Origin of the sequence: Pollutimonas rozaliensis, assembly GCF_048751585.1 — a bacterium.
Taxonomy (GTDB): domain Bacteria; phylum Pseudomonadota; class Gammaproteobacteria; order Burkholderiales; family Burkholderiaceae_B.
In genome coordinates this window covers 127,692-142,780 of record NZ_JAZHOB010000004.1, presented here as the reverse complement: position 1 = coordinate 142,780, position 15,089 = coordinate 127,692, and the positions used below count along the sequence as shown (strand labels likewise).

At 56.0% G+C, this 15,089-nt stretch carries 14 protein-coding genes; 7 read left to right on the top strand and 7 right to left on the bottom strand.

What is annotated here, in order from left to right:
• Positions 1–79 precede the first annotated feature (79 nt).
• From V0R37_RS08855 to V0R37_RS08825, 7 genes are read right to left on the bottom strand one after another with little or no spacing between them, the layout of a single operon-like run.
• Positions 80–970 carry an HpcH/HpaI aldolase/citrate lyase family protein gene (locus V0R37_RS08855; protein WP_420374185.1) on the bottom strand — a complete coding sequence of 297 codons (891 nt, stop codon included), beginning with the start codon at positions 968–970 and terminating at the stop codon, positions 80–82.
• The gene (locus tag V0R37_RS08850) at positions 963–2,165 is read right to left on the bottom strand and encodes a CaiB/BaiF CoA transferase family protein (RefSeq protein WP_420374184.1); all 1,203 of its coding nucleotides are present in this window, start codon (positions 2,163–2,165) and stop codon (positions 963–965) included. Before V0R37_RS08850 ends, V0R37_RS08855 begins: the two co-directional genes overlap by 8 nt.
• 38 nt (positions 2,166–2,203) lie before the next feature.
• Complete coding sequence (locus V0R37_RS08845) at positions 2,204–3,313, bottom strand: zinc-binding dehydrogenase (RefSeq protein ID WP_420374183.1); 1,110 nt, start codon at positions 3,311–3,313, stop codon at positions 2,204–2,206.
• Between the two features lie 14 nt (positions 3,314–3,327).
• Positions 3,328–4,653, bottom strand: a complete 1,326-nt coding sequence (locus V0R37_RS08840; protein ID WP_420374182.1) for a TRAP transporter large permease — start codon at positions 4,651–4,653, stop codon at positions 3,328–3,330.
• Complete coding sequence (locus tag V0R37_RS08835; protein WP_420374181.1) at positions 4,608–5,120, bottom strand: TRAP transporter small permease; 513 nt, start codon at positions 5,118–5,120, stop codon at positions 4,608–4,610. Before V0R37_RS08835 ends, V0R37_RS08840 begins: the two co-directional genes overlap by 46 nt.
• Positions 5,121–5,153: 33 nt before the next feature.
• Positions 5,154–6,179: a TRAP transporter substrate-binding protein gene (locus V0R37_RS08830; RefSeq protein ID WP_420374180.1), complete on the bottom strand. Its 1,026-nt coding sequence runs from the start codon at positions 6,177–6,179 to the stop codon at positions 5,154–5,156.
• 22 nt (positions 6,180–6,201) lie between these two features.
• Positions 6,202–7,647, bottom strand: coding sequence for an aldehyde dehydrogenase family protein (locus V0R37_RS08825; protein ID WP_420374179.1), 1,446 nt, complete (start codon positions 7,645–7,647; stop codon positions 6,202–6,204).
• Between the two features lie 251 nt (positions 7,648–7,898).
• Here V0R37_RS08825 and V0R37_RS08820 point away from each other — a divergent pair, with 251 nt between their 5' ends.
• The 7 genes from V0R37_RS08820 to V0R37_RS08790 are packed head-to-tail and all read left to right on the top strand — an operon-like array spanning position 7,899 to position 15,067.
• Positions 7,899–8,570: a GntR family transcriptional regulator gene (locus V0R37_RS08820; protein WP_420374178.1), complete on the top strand. Its 672-nt coding sequence runs from the start codon at positions 7,899–7,901 to the stop codon at positions 8,568–8,570.
• Positions 8,571–8,609: 39 nt separating this feature from the next.
• On the top strand, positions 8,610–9,638 hold the full coding sequence (locus V0R37_RS08815) for an amino acid ABC transporter substrate-binding protein (RefSeq protein ID WP_420374177.1): 1,029 nt from the start codon (positions 8,610–8,612) through the stop codon (positions 9,636–9,638).
• Between the two features lie 11 nt (positions 9,639–9,649).
• Complete coding sequence (locus V0R37_RS08810; protein ID WP_420374176.1) at positions 9,650–10,861, top strand: amino acid ABC transporter permease; 1,212 nt, start codon at positions 9,650–9,652, stop codon at positions 10,859–10,861.
• Positions 10,862–10,882: 21 nt separating this feature from the next.
• Positions 10,883–11,977: an amino acid ABC transporter permease gene (locus V0R37_RS08805; RefSeq protein ID WP_420374407.1), complete on the top strand. Its 1,095-nt coding sequence runs from the start codon at positions 10,883–10,885 to the stop codon at positions 11,975–11,977.
• A gap of 1 nt (position 11,978) precedes the next feature.
• The gene (locus V0R37_RS08800) at positions 11,979–12,737 is read left to right on the top strand and encodes an amino acid ABC transporter ATP-binding protein (protein WP_420374175.1); all 759 of its coding nucleotides are present in this window, start codon (positions 11,979–11,981) and stop codon (positions 12,735–12,737) included.
• Between the two features lie 36 nt (positions 12,738–12,773).
• Positions 12,774–14,018 (top strand): aminotransferase class V-fold PLP-dependent enzyme, encoded by a 1,245-nt coding sequence (locus V0R37_RS08795; RefSeq protein WP_420374174.1) that lies wholly within the window; start codon positions 12,774–12,776, stop codon positions 14,016–14,018.
• Between the two features lie 2 nt (positions 14,019–14,020).
• Positions 14,021–15,067 (top strand): threonine aldolase family protein, encoded by a 1,047-nt coding sequence (locus V0R37_RS08790; RefSeq protein ID WP_420374173.1) that lies wholly within the window; start codon positions 14,021–14,023, stop codon positions 15,065–15,067.
• Positions 15,068–15,089 lie beyond the last annotated feature (22 nt).

Sequence of the window (15,089 nt, the reverse complement as noted above, 5' to 3'; positions counted from 1 at the left end):
CCTTAAGTGGTTATTCTAGTCCCCCTCTGAAACAAGGCGGACCGGCATTGACGCCAGCCCCTTTTTTCTTTGGGTACGTTCAGTACCGTGCTTGCCGCTGTTGAAATGCTTCGTGGCGTTCTATCAGTTGACGGGCCTGCAACACTACCGGCAGATCGACCATCCGGCCGTTGAAAGTACAAGCTGCCTTGCCCTGGGCTTTCTGTGCTTCGAACTCCCTGATCAGTTCTTTCGCGGTGCCCACATCGGATGCCTTTGGCGAAAACTCTTCATTAACAATTTCGACCTGTCGGGGATGAATGCAGAAGGCGGCATCGAAGCCCAGTCCGCGTGCCCGCCTGATCTTCTTTCGGAACTCATCCTCATCCTTGAAGTCCGCCACAGAGCCGACAAAGCCTATAGGCAAGATGCCGGCACGCCGGCATGATGCCACCGCCATCGCGTTGGGAATATACAGTGAGTCGTCGGTGACAGCCATACGCATGTTGACGGCAAGGTCTTCAGCACCGACGATCAATCCGCAGACGCGTGGGCCGGCGTTAGCAATCTCGGCCATGTTTTCAAGCCCTTCAGCATCTTCTACCATGGCGATCAGTTTGGTATGACCGATGGAAAGGTTCTTTTCGGCTTCCACTTCATCAAGGATTTCACCGATGAAGCGGACATAAGATGCATCGGGCACTTTGGGCAGAGTCAACGCTGCCACGTCAGCGCCGACCGACTGCTCGATATCGGATAGGGCCATGCGCCAGGGGCGGTTGATACGCACGGTGACATCATAGCCAGCGGCGGCGAATTTGTGCGCTATGGCGCGTACACGGCTGCGGCCCATTGCTTTATCGCCGGGCGCGACGCTGTCTTCAAGATCAATCTGCAACACGTCCGCTGGCCGGCGTAATGCGCTTTGGACGAAGCGGTCGTTGGTGGCGGGCACAAACAATATGGACCGCCAAAGATGGGTGTCAAGCATGATTTTGTTCGCTTTTTGGGATTGATTCTTCTTCCAATTGTGCAAGCTCTTTCAGAACCTGCTCGGTATGTTCTCCCAGGGAGGGAGCGGACCGCCGAAAACTGCCTGGAGTCGTGCTCAATCGTGGGATGATATTGTGAGTAGTAATCTGACCCAGATCGGCATCTTCCAGAGATACCATCGCTTCGCGGCCAATAACATAAGGATGGTCGATCAGATCAGCCACGGAGCACACCGGCCCCACTGTGACCGAGGCGGCTTCGAAAACCTCTAGGTTTTCCTGCTGTGTGCGCTGAGCAATAAAGCCGCTGATGATCCCGTCCAGTTCATCCTTGTTTCTGACCCGGGCATCGTTGTCACGGAATTTTTCATCGGTTTTCAAGTCAGGCCTGCCGATGGTGTCGAAGATGCGCATGGCCATGGACTGCATGGACCCAGACATTGCTACATACTTGCCATCGCGGCATATATAGACATTGCGCGGTGCGGTATGCGCCGATTGGTTTCCTGATCGAATAGTGGCTTCGCCTACTAACTGGTATTTCAAGGCTTCGGATGAAATAAAAGAAAAGATCGGTTCAAACAATGAAAGGTCCACAACTTGACCTTTGCCGTCGCGTTCCGCTACCCGCAGGGCGGTCATGACACCGGCGGCGCCGTAGACTCCGGCAATCATGTCTGCCAGGGCCAGCGGCGGCAGGGCGGGGGGCTTGTCGGCATAGCCGTTCAGGTACGCAAAGCCCGACATGGCTTCGACCAGCGTACCAAAGCCTGGCTTGTGGCTGTATGGTCCCGTTTGTCCCCAGCCAGACACCCGTACGATGACCAGCTTCGGATTGATTTCCAGCAGCAGCTCAGGCGCCAGGCCCATTTTTTCCAACCCGCCTGGGACGAAGTTCTCCACGAGCACATCGGAATGGCGGACCAGGCGCTTCAGTGCCTGCAGGCCTTCCTCGGACTTCAGGTCCAACACAACAGAGCGCTTGTTGCGGCCATACACCTTCCAATAAACGGGTTCGTTGGCTTCGCGCCAATTACGCAGATCGTCTCCCTTGCCCTCACGCTCAATCTTGATGACATCCGCACCGAAATCCGCAAGGAACAAGGTCAGCATGTTGCCCGCCACCAGACGCGATAAATCAAGTACCCGCAGATCTTTAAGTGGGCCGTCCTGCGTAGGATCAAATTTTTTCATGGGCTGCCCTTAATACCAAATACATGTTCAGTAAATTCTTAGAACGTAATGACAGGCTTGATTTCCTGGTAGGCCCTCATGCGCTCCATTGCCGTGTTGACATCGTCCAGCTTGTAGCGCCCAGTAATCATTTTCTGGAAAGGGAATGTTGTTTGATGTTTTTCAATGAATTGCAAAGCCAGGGAATAGCTGCGTGCGTCGCCCGAGAAAGAACCGATGACGTTGATATTCTTCTTGACGATCATGGACGGCTGCATTTCTGTTGTTCCCTCGCCCAATTGACCGACAATCAAATACTTCGCCCCTTTGCGAGCCAGTTGCAATCCTTCATTGAAGGCGGAAGGGACGCCGGTGAATTCCATGACAATGTCCGCGCCGCGTCCTTCCGTCAGCGACAGCACGCGATCCAGACGCTCAGCCGCGGTGGTTCCTTCCACTGGTATGCATTCGTCAGCACCGAACTCCCGGGCCATTTCCAAGCGAGCAGAGGGCGAACCGATGACGATCACCTTTCGCGCACCGCGCACCTTGGCGTTCGCTGTGGCAAGTAGGCCCAACGGCCCCGCGCCTTGTATCACCACTGTTTCATAGGGTTCTATCTTGCCGACCTGAGTCATCGCGTTCATGACGGAACGCAGCGCACAACTGGAAAGGCTCGCTAGTTCACTGGATACGCTCTCTGGCACTTTCAGGCGTCCAGATTCGGGCAGCACGTAGCCATACTCGGAAAATCCACCCAACAAATAGGGTGACTTTGCCATCGTTTCGTACATATAGGCGCGGCGGTGCGAGCACAATGTGGGCTGACGCGCGGTTGTGCAGTAGAAGCAACTGCCGCAAGACGTATGCGTATAAACGATACGGTCCCCGACCTCCAAGGGTTGGCCTACTGAATCATTGCGCACACCTTCGCCGAGCGATACGATGCGGCCTACCATTTCATGCCCAATTATCACTGGAAGGTCCACTTTCAAGGATAGGGAACCTTGCCAAAGATGGATGTCGGTACCGCAAATCGAACATGCTTCCATCTTTACCAGTGCAGCGCGCGGCTCAAGGTGCCTGGGTATGGGCACGTCTTCAACCCTTAACTGATCCTTGAACTTCCTTAAGACAGCAGCCCGTGCGAATTCAGGTATTGCAGACATTTATTCAACCTATATCAAAGAAATTGATACCACGTCGTGAAGGCGGGTACGAAAGTAATCAAGCCCAATACGAGCAGAGAGCCCAACAGAAACCAGATCAGGTGGCCGAACATTTCTGTCAGTCTGGCTTCATTTGTGCGCTGAGCCACATACAGATTGGCGGCCAAGGGCGGAGTTAGCAAACCAATCTCGATGTTGGTAACCAGGATCACGCCGAAATGAACTGGATCGATGCCATAGTTCATCGCGGCTGGTGCCAGCAAGGGGCCCATCAATAGGGTTGCGGCATTGGTTTCCATGAACATGCCGATCAACAGCAACGCTCCATTGATGGCCAGGAGAAACAGAATAGGGTTTCCGGTGAAACTGGTGGCGATCTCTGTGATCGATTGTGGCACCTGCTCGAGGATCATCGCTCGGTTGAAGATGCTGGTGAAAGCGATAATGGCCAGTATTGCCGCTGATGCCAAGGCAGCGTGCTCCAGTATTTTTTTCAGGTCGGTGGTGGATGCTTGGCGGGTCAATATGGTGACCGCTAGGGCGTATATGCCGGCGATGGCTGCTGCTTCAGTGGCGGTGAACACTCCCGAGTAAATACCGCCCAGTACCAGCACCGGCAGCATTAGAGCAGGCAGGGCGCGAACCAGGACCGAAAGCTTGGTAGTGGTTCCGCGGGTCCGCTCTTCTGCGATGGACGCGGGCAGAGCTTCCTGCCCGTCGGGCAGTACGCGCTTGGAGAGAATGGAATGAATGAACGAAAAGACGAGTATCGTCAGAATGCCGGGAACGATTGAGGCAATGAATAGGTTAGTGATCGACACTCCGACAATTGCGCCATACAAGATTAGGGGAATCGAAGGCGGGATAAGCACGCCCAGCAAACCCGAGGCGGCGTTGAGAGCTGCGGTGTAACCCCTTGAATAGCCTCGCTGGCGCATTTCTACGCCAACGGTGCCGCCAATGGCGGCAACCGTGGCGACAGACGAGCCAGTGATGGCTCCCATCAAGGCGCTGGCCATCACCATGATATGGCCCATGGGTGCCCGTATGCGGGACATAAATAGGTCGCAGACCGCTGTCAACTGCTTGACCAGTCCGCCTCGATTCATGAGTTCGCCCACCAGCAGGAACAACGGGATTGCCAACAGAGAAAAGTTTGATACTGTGTCGAACGGCATGGCAGCCAGCGAGAACGGATCGATATTCCATGCTTCGGCATTGGCAATGACAACCAACGCAAAGGCGGCTGCAATGGGTACGCCCAACACCAGCAAGAGCAATAAAGAAGAAACAATCACCGCGCTACCTCCACAACTCCAGCGGCAGTCCGCTTGAGACAAATGAATCGGGCCAGGTCGAATATGCTATGAGCCGCCATGAACACCATGCCGATAAAGAAGAAGCACGCGGGGACATATAGTGGGGTGCCCATATCCAGCAATCGCTCACCAGTCAACATCGCGTCTTCGAACAGACTCCAGCCTAACCATGCATAGATCGCTGAAAATACCAGCATGAGAATGGCTACTATCAGGTGAGCGGCGCGCTTGATCGGTTCAGAGCGGGCCTGCTCGATGAAATCCACCGAAATATGCATTTGCATGCGTGAGCACATGGCCGATCCTACGAATGTCAGAGGGGACATCGCCACGATTGCCCATTCGGCGACATTGGGGATCGGCAGATCGAAGAATCGAATGCAGACCCCGAATGCCACCGCTGCAAGCATGACCAGGAGACTTGCGGCACATACGACACTTTCCAATGAGTAAAGACGATTTTCGAATGTGTTTGTCCAGCCAGTCATGCTCTTCTCCCACGCTATGCTATTCGACGTTGCTTACTTGCCCAAAGCTTTGACTTCTTGGCGTAACGCTGCAACGCGCTCTTTGCCGTAGACCGGTTCAAGGCTGGTCCAAACTCCGTCTGCTATTTTGCGGAACTCGGCCAAGGCTTCGGGAGATAGAGTGGTCACTGTGATGCCCGCCGCCGCGATTTTTTTCATATATTCATCATGCTGACTGCGATTTACCTTAATTTCCTTGGCCGCCACTTCATTGGCGGTGTCCTGAAGGATTTTTTTCTGGGCATCGCTAAGCTTGCCCCACAGCCGCTGGCTCGCCGCAATAGCGCCCATCGCATAGACGTGATTTGTCTCCGTCATGAATTTCTGGGCTTCAAACAGGCGTGAGTTATAGGTGATGCTGGCTCCATTGTCCTGACCATCCACGGTGCCCTGTTGTAGCGCGGTGAAGAGCTCAGGAAAAGGCATGGCCACGGCCTGGACGCCGGCGGCTATGAAGAAGTCACGTATCCCGGCAGAGCCCGGTACACGCAGCTTCAGCCCCTGCAAGTCGGCAGGTTTTGCCACGGCTCGCTTGGAGTTGGTCACCGCTCGGAACTCCAGTTCGAAAAAACCCAGTGCCTGCATGCGATGCTTAGCCAAGGTTTCGCGTAAGGTCTTTTGCAAGATTCCGTTCGGGTTATAGAAGATCTTGTCCGCTTCTTCGAAGCTTGTCACGATATACGGCAGGTAGTGGATGTCCAGCAGTGGATCCAAACCTGAAAGCGACCCAGGGTTGATAAATGCCAAGTCAAGAGAACCGCGCGACAGGTCTCGCGCCAGCGACTCATCGCCTCCTATCTGGCTGTTGGGAAAGACAGTGATTTCCACTTCGCCATTGGTACGTTCTTTCACCAATTTGGCAAAATCCTGGCTGGCCTGGTCGACGGGGCTGTTAATGGCGAATACGTGTCCCAGACGCAGTTTCGTCGTTGCGGCACTGGCCGGCGCCATTAATGCGATTAGTACCGCAGCCGAGCCAAATAGCCCCGTTAATGTCGATTTTTTTAGAATGTTTAGCATTAGTCTTGTCTCCTGATAAGATTTATTTGTGATTGATTACTATTGTTTTGGCTACGGTGTATTCACGCAGCGCTTCGAAGCCTTTTTCCCGACCGTGGCCGCTGCGCTTGAAACCGCCAAACGGCAGTTCGATGCCGCCGCCAGCCCCGTAGCCGTTTATATACACTTGGCCTACACGCAGCTTCTTGGCCAAGCGCATTTGCCGGGAGCCATTCTCTGACCAGACTCCCGCTATAAGCCCGAAGTCGGTTCCATTGGCGATACGGATGGCATCCTCCTCATCATCAAAAGGAATGGCGGCCAATACCGGGCCAAAGACTTCGTCTTGCGCCAACTCGTGGGTTTCTTCAACTGGTCCAAGCAATGTTGGCTTGACGTAGAAGCCGCTGTTCACTGCGCTGGCATCCAGCTTGCCTTCGCCGATGATGCTGATACCATCGGCTCGGGCACGTTCTAGAAAGCCTTTGACGCGTTCGCACTGCACCGCGCTGATCACCGGGCCGCAGTCCAGATCTGCGCCATGTGAACCTACACGCACGGCATTGATGCGCTTGGCCAAGGCGGCCACGAATTCCTCATAGATCGAGCGCTGGATTAGCACCCGACTGCCGGCCGAGCATGTCTGCCCGGTATTTTGGATAATCGCGCCGACGATGACCGGTAGGGCTTTTTCAATATCGGCGTCATCGAACACGATTTGGGGCGATTTGCCGCCGAGCTCGAGAACGCAGGGAACATGGTTGTCTGCGGCGGCTTTCTGAATCAGCGTTCCAACTTCAGGCGAGCCGGTGAACGACAGGAAGTCGATCCCTTTATGAGAGGAGAGCGCTGCGCCCGCTTCTTCCCCCAGGCCGGTGACAACGTTCAGCACACCTGCCGGAATACCGACTTCTTCGGCAAGCTCGGTCAGCCGAATGATGCTCAAGCAAGCTTCTTCTGCCGGCTTTAAAACAGTCGTGTTACCTGCGGCCAACGCAGCCGCGATCGTGCGGCCGAACATTTGAGCCGGATAATTCCATGGAATGATATGGCCCGCCACTCCTCTCGGTTCGCGGATGATGAGCACCTGGTAGCCTTCCAGGAATGGAATTGTGTCCCCGTGAAGCTTATCGGCCGCGCCGCCGTAGTACTCAAAATAACGCGCGGTCGCTGCAATATCGCTACGAGCGAGTTTCATGGCCTTGCCTGTATCCAATGCTTCAAGCTGGGCTAGCTCCTCGGCGTGCTCAGTGATTTTCAACCCGAGCTTGGACAGCAGGCGCCCGCGATCCACCGCCGGGGTATTGCTCCAAATGCCATCAAACGCTTGCCGGGCCGCAGCCACCGCTGCATCGATGTCCGCCTGTCCGCCTCGAGAAATCCGGCCTATCGATTCGCCATTGCTGGGCGAAAGCACGTCTATTGTGTTGCGGCCATGGGATTCTGACCATTTGCCATTGATGAAAATAGTTTTGACGCCGTCGGTCATATCGCTCTACCTCAGTATTTATGGACTTCACGCTGGATGCTTGATGCGACGAGTGTATAGAGCAGCGTTTGGGTGGATCAAATACTGTTTATTGATAGAGGATTAGGCGAAAGCTATGTTGGGAGAAACCCTAGCGTTTGCAATGCTGTGGTGAAGGTGGTGTATATCCGCTGCTGTCTTGCTGTGATTTCAGTGTTATCTAGGGTGAATACCTATTTTTAAATCAACTGGTATACCAGTAGTATTCCAGCATGATACCAACAGCAGTCAAGCGTGATAGCGAACGCGCATACGAAAAACTGGTCGAGATGCTGCTTAACGGAAGCATCACGGAAGACCAGCCGCTTTCAGAACGTAATCTTTCTGACCTTCTTGGCCTTGGCCGTACTCCCATACGCGAGGCGGTGCGCGACCTTGTCCGCGAAGGCGTGCTGGAAAGCCATCCGATGCGGGGAACGATCCTGCGGCCGCTCACCATTCCTGACTTGCAGGATCTATACGAAATCCGATACGCGATCGAGGGAATTGCCGTGGCGCTTGCCGCCCAACGGGGAGAGGTCGAGCAGCTTCAACGGTTCGCCGTGGCATTTGACCAGGCTCTGGCCGACCCTGATGGCTTCGACGTGGTGCAGGTCCACGACGACGGCGTCGAATTCCACAAGGAGGTGATGCGCCTGTCAGGCAACAAGCGCCTGCTCGAGATGTACTACCCATTCCGGCTCCGCTTCCGAATCCCCTTCGGCATTGTCCGGAACAGAACGCCGGAACGCGTACGCGCCGCATTGCTGGAACACAAAGACTTACTGGAGGCGATCATGCGCAGAGACGCGGAGCATGCACGCCATTTGATGTGCGAGCACCTGCGCAAGGGGCTTGATTGGCGTATCGAGATGCTGCTTCACAGGGATCGATACAAAATTTGAAAGCAAGAACTGCTTCGCTATAAAACTGGAGACAAACCAATGAAATTGATCAGCACTGCTGCCGTCCTTATAGGCACGCTCGTTTTTGGAACCGTGGCGATCGCTGCGGAAGATGGCCCCACCCTTGCCTCGGTCAAGAACAAGGACAAGGTGGTTTGCGGCGCCAATGGCGGCCGGCCGGGATTTTCGGGCATCGATAGCAAAGGGCAATGGCAAGGCATAGACGTGGAGGTTTGCCGTGCTGTTGCCGCCGCGACACTGGGCGACGCCAAAAAAGCGGAACTCGTCAAAGTCTCCAGCCAGACACGATTCACCGCGTTGCAGACATCAGAGGTGGATCTGCTGGCTGCCAATGTTACTTGGACCTACAGCCGTGACACCAACCTGGGCCTGGATTTCGTAGCCCCCATCTTCTATGACGGGCAGGCCTTCATGGTTAGCAAGCAGTTGGGCGTAAAAAGCGTAAGCGAGCTGGACGGCGCCACGATTTGCATCGAGCCCGGCTCCACGTCGGAAAAAATTGTTGCCGATATTTTTCGCGCCAAGAACATGAAGTACAAGCCCGTGGTCATCGAAGATCGGAAGGAGCTGAACAATGCCTTTTTCAGCGGCCGCTGCGATGTGCATGTCCAATCGACTTCAGGCTTGAGCTCGGGCCGCGCGACGGCAGCCAGCAATCCCGACGATTACATCATCCTGCCGGAGGTCTTTGGTAAAGACCCCATGGCCCCGGTCGTCAGGCAAGGCGATGCGCAATGGCGGGATATCGTCAACTGGACGGTCTACGCCATGATTGCCGCGGAGGAGCTTGGCATCACCTCGAAGAACGTGGACGAAATGAAGAAATCGGACAATGCGGATGTTGCCCGTTTGCTCGGCGCCAAGGATGAACTGGGCAAGCAGCTGGCTCTGAACAATGACTGGGCTTATCAGATCATCAAGCAGGTAGGCAACTATGGCGAGGTCTTCGAGCGTACGGTCGGCAAAGCTTCGCCGCTGAAGCTGGATCGTGGCCTGAACCGTCAATGGGTTGATGGCGGCCTGTTATATGCGCCGCCCTTCAATTGAGCCTTGCCGCCATGCAGACAGCAGCAGTCCTTAGTCGCAGGCCGCCTCGATTGCCCGTCAGGCAGCGTCTTTCATGGAAGAGTGCCTGGCATGATCTGGGTGTCAGATCCTGGATATACCAGGCGGTAGTGCTGATAAGCGTCATTGCCCTTGGATCGTTCCTGATTGGGAATGCCCAGGAAGCGTTAAGCAAGCAGGGGATATCAACCGGCTTTGCCTTCCTGGGCAACGATGCCGGATTCGAGATAGGCGAGCATTCCATTGCATTCCAGTCCACCGATTCCTTTCTGAAGGCATATGGCGTTGCACTGCTTAATACGTTGAAGGTATCGGTGGCAAGCATCGCTTTGGCTACGCTGATAGGCGTGATAGTCGGTCTGGGCCGCCTTTCTTCCAATCTGATGTGGCGCAAATTCGCCTCGATCTACGTCGAAGTGTTCCGCAATACTCCGCAGTTGGTGCAGCTGATCTTCTGGTACACGCTCATTACCAAGCTTCCACATCCGCGCCAGGCGTTCTCGTTTGGAGATATGGCCTTCCTTAGCAATCGAGGTCTCGTCATGCCCTGGCTGACCAATGACCTTGCGCCATGGCTGCTGCTGGCGGCGGTGCTAGCAAGCTGCTTTCTGCTGTGGGCGATGCTTGGATTGTTAGATCGCCGACGCAGGAAATCGGGCCGGAAACAGCCTGTAGTTCTGGTGTTGGGCCTGATGGCCGCTGCGGTGCCGATTGCCTTGGCCATGCTGCTGGGACCCGGGTACGAGATCACTATTCCTGCTTTGCGCGGCTTCAATTACCAGGGCGGGACGACGATATCGCCCGAATTTCTTGCCTTGTTGCTGGGTTTGTCCCTGTACATAGGCGCTTTTATCGCCGAGATCGTCCGGTCAGGGATTCAGTCAGTCAGCGCGGGCCAGTTGGAGGCGGCGCAGACTGTTGGCCTGCGACCCTTCAGCATATACCGCAGGGTCGTGTTTCCGCAGGCCTTGCGGGTCATGGTGCCGCCGGCCGCGGGCCAGTACGTGAGTATCGTGAAGAACAGTTCGCTGGGCGTTGCCGTTGGGTATCCGGAGCTGTTCAGCGTGAACAACACCATAGTCACGCTCAGCGGCCACACGATCGAGGCTATCGCCATCATGATGTCGATCTATCTGGCCATCTCGTTCAGCATTGCGATCGTCATGAATCTGTACAACCGCAAAGTACAGATAAAGGAGCGGTGAGACATGGCTTCAGGACAGTGCATTTCCCGGGCGATCATCAAGCCGACAGCGCGCCGTTCGCCTCCCTTGCGCGAACAGGGCCCCCAGGCTTGGCTTAGAAGCAATTTTTTCAGGGGCTGGTTCAATGGCGCCATGACCTTGCTGGCGCTTTGGGTGTTGTTCGTCACCTTGCCACGGCTCATCCGCTGGGCGTTCATCGACGCCGTCTGGTTCACGACGAATGCCGAAGCCTGCAAGGCTGCCGCGGGTGCCTGCTGGGCCGTCATTCCCGAAAAATACAGCGTGATGCTGTTCGGTACCTTTCCCTATGAAGAACAGTGGCGCGGCATAGCGGTCATTGCGATTATTGTCGGGCTGGCTATTATTTCGGCGCTTCGTATCTTGTCCGCCCGCGCTTTGGTCATTTCCTGGCTTGCCGCCATGAGCGTGGTGTTTCTGCTGATGCTTGGCGGCGTGTTCGGCTTGGCGCCGGTCCCGACTCATCAATGGGGCGGACTGCCGCTGACCTTGATCATGTTCGTCGGAACCATCGTTGGAGGCCTTCCGGCGGGTGTCCTCCTGGCCCTGGGGCGCCGCTCGCAGATGCCGGCGATCAAGGCGCTCTGCGTGGGCTTCATCGAGATAGTCAGGGGCTTGCCGCTGGTGACTATATTGTTCATGGCTTCTTTGATGTTTCCGCTGTTCCTGCCAGAGGGCGTCAGCATCGATAAGTTCATGAGGGCCCAGATCGCGATGATGCTGTTCTTTGCGGCTTATGCCGCCGAGGTAATCCGCGGCGGACTGCAAGCCATAGGAAGAGGCCAATACGAGGCGGCGGATACCGTCGGTTTGACCTACTGGCAGAAAATGTTGCGCATCATCCTGCCGCAGACGGGACGCATTGTGCTGCCATCCATGATGAATGAGATTATTCGGGCTTTCAAGAATACGACTTTCGTCGGCATCATCGGCTTGTTCGATGTGCTGCGCGCGACATCGACCGCAATACAAGATCCCGTCTGGGTGCGCTACAGCATCGAGGCCTATCTGTTTATTTTCCTGCTGTACTTCGTGATGTGCTTCGCCATGTCCAAGTACAGCGAGGGATTGGAATCCAGACTCAAGGTAAGGCGTTGAAATGACAGAATCAATGGACCCCATCGAGGGCGCAGCGGTTCAACTGCATGAAGTGAACAAATGGTACGGGGATTTCCATGTGCTGCGCGACGTTAACCTGGTGGTCGGCCGTGGCGAGAAAGTAGTCATCTGCGGCCCTTCCGGCTCTGGAAAGTCGACCGCGATCCGCTGCATCAACAGGCTCGAGGAGCACCAGGAAGGAAGCATCATTGTCGATGGCATAGAGGTGAGCTCGGATATCCGCCAAATCGAGGCCGTGCGCCGCAAAGTCGGAATGGTGTTCCAAAGCTTCAATCTGTTTCCCCACCTTACGATCCTGGACAACCTTACTCTGGGCCCCATGCTGGCGCAAGGAGTGCCCCAGGCGGAAGCCCAGGATCGGGCCATGGAGCTGCTCCGTCGCGTACGCATACCCGAGCAGGCAAGGAAATTTCCCGGCCAATTGTCAGGCGGCCAGCAGCAGCGTGTGGCGATAGCCCGCGCATTGATGCTAAGGCCTGATGTCATGCTGTTCGATGAACCGACATCCGCCCTGGATCCTGAGATGATCCACGAGGTGCTCGATGTCATGACTGAACTGGCCGAGGCGGGCATGACGATGATATGCGTAACGCATGAAATGAATTTCGCGCGCAAGGTAGCCGATCTCGTCGTATTCATGGCTGACGGGGAGGTCGTCGAAGCAGCGCCACCCGACCAGTTTTTCGAGTCGCCCTCCAGCGAACGGACTCGCTTGTTCCTTAGCCAGATTTTGCACTGACGCTTTGTTCCCTGTTTCAATTAGGACGGACCCCCAATGACTTCGCATGCTGTTTTCCCAGAGGCTTCCACGGACGCGCCACTGACCTTCAGTACCTTTCGCAGCGGCTTCCCTGCGTTGGCCACCCAGACTTACCTGTCGATATGCGACAAGATGATTCTGCATCGCCGGGTGCGCTCCTCGGTCGAGGCGTTTCTCGACCATCTTGAGCTGGCATCCGCGAATCGTGTGCAACATGAAGTCCAGGTGGCGTCGTCCCGCCGTAAATTCGCCAAGCTTATGAATGTTGCTCCAGACACCATTGCGGCGATCCGCAATGTTTCCGATGGGACGAACAGCATTGCGTGGGCTTTTCCATGGGAATCGGGCGACAACGTTGTGTTGACTTCGGACTGCGAGCATCCAAACAATGTCTATCCCTGGTTGCGGCAGCGGCAGCGTGGACTGGAGGTGCGCGTCGTTGATCCTATGCCGGACGGTTCAATCGATATCGACGGCCTGATATCGGCCATGGACGCGCGAACACGGTTGATGACGGTGGCCTCCGCCACCTTTGCGCCTGGGCACCGTACCGACTTGCGGAAGCTGGGGGAGGCATGCCGCAAGCGCGACGTTTTCCTGCTGGTTGATGGCGTACAGACAGCCGGCATCATGCACCACGATCTTTCCGCCGAGATGGTGGATGGATTCGCCACTTCCGTATCGAAAGGCCTGCTTGGCCTGTACGGCTACGGCTTCCTGTATGTGTCGCCCAAGTGGATAGACCGGCTCAAGCCCGCCTATTTGTCGCGTCCGGCGATCATCCAGAAAACGGACGACCATTCAACCATGGGCGGCTTTGATTATGAGTATCAGCCGGACAGCCGCCGCTTCGAAGTAGGCAGCTTCAACTTGGCGGGGGCGTATGCCGCTGATGCCTCGCTCGATATGCTGCTGGAGCTCGGTACCGTTAATATCGAAGCCCATGTCCTGCAACTTATAGGCAAGTTTCATGATGGGCTGTGCGGCCTGGGCATGACACCGGCGGTACCTGGCCGCGGTCCCAAGCAATCGCACATTGTTACGTTGGGCGCGCTGAACGCCGGGGGCCATGGATTCTCAACCGATCCTCTGATACAGCCTCTTTCAGAGCATCTTGTCGAGCGCAAGGTCGCACACACCATAAGGCGCGGCCAACTTCGATTTGGACTGCATGGATACAACAATGAGGCCGATATCGACGCGGCGCTGGACGCGGTGCGAGACGGCCTGCGCATGATCAAAGGCGTTGCCGCGATATAGCCATGTCTGTGCGTCCACCATTCGCGATAGATTTGGTCAGCGATACCGCCACTCGACCATCACTCGGCATGCGGGACGCTATGGCTCGCGCCGAGGTTGGCGACGAGCAGCGCGGCGAAGATCCCAGCGTCAACGCGCTGACAGAAAAGGTTGCCGCAATCCTGGGCCAAGAGGCGGCCATTTTCCTGCCATCGGGCACGATGTGCAATCAGATAGCCTTGGCAGTGCATTGTCGGCCGGGCGATGAGATCATCGCCGCCCGTAATAGCCATATCGTATCCTCCGAAGGAGCCGGCGCATCGGTTTTCGCTCACAGTGTTATTCGCGGCATAGGTACCGAATACGGAATTTTTGATGCCAAGGAGCTCGCTGCGGCGGTAAGGCCCCAGGGGATCAAGACCCCTTTCTCAAAAGTCGTTTGCATCGAGCAGACAAGCAATCGCGGTGGAGGCGCGGTATGGCCATTGGAAACGGTGCATGAGGTTGTGGGTGCCGCAAGGGACTTGAAGCTGGCTTTGCATATGGATGGCGCGCGCTTGTTGAACGCATGTGTGGCCACCAATGTTTCAGCCGAATCCTACGCAAAGCCTTTCGACAGCGTCTGGCTGGATCTTTCGAAGGGTCTGGGTTGCCCCATCGGCGCGGTCCTGGCTGGGTCCGCTGAGTTTATCCAACAGGCGAATCGCTGGAAGCATCGTTTCGGCGGAGCCATGCGCCAGGCGGGCATTGTGGCGGCTGCCGGCTTGTACGCGCTCGAGCACAACGTAGGCCGCCTGGCCGAAGACCATCTGAATGCGCGTGCATTCGCCGAGCGGATTCGCGATCTGCCCGGTGTCCGCTTGCAGTTCGGTCGAGTCGATACAAACCTGGTTTTTTTTGACGTGTCCGATAGCGGCAAGACAGCGGCGGAAATAGCGCGGGGTCTGGCCCAGCATGATATACGCATCGGCGTGGAGAGCCAGTTCTTGATGCGCGCGGTCTTTCATCTGGATATCAGCGCGAAGATGACGGGAGCCGCGGTTGATGCGCTGAAAGCCGTGTTGGCGTAATTGCGCCTCGCGCTCGGATGCG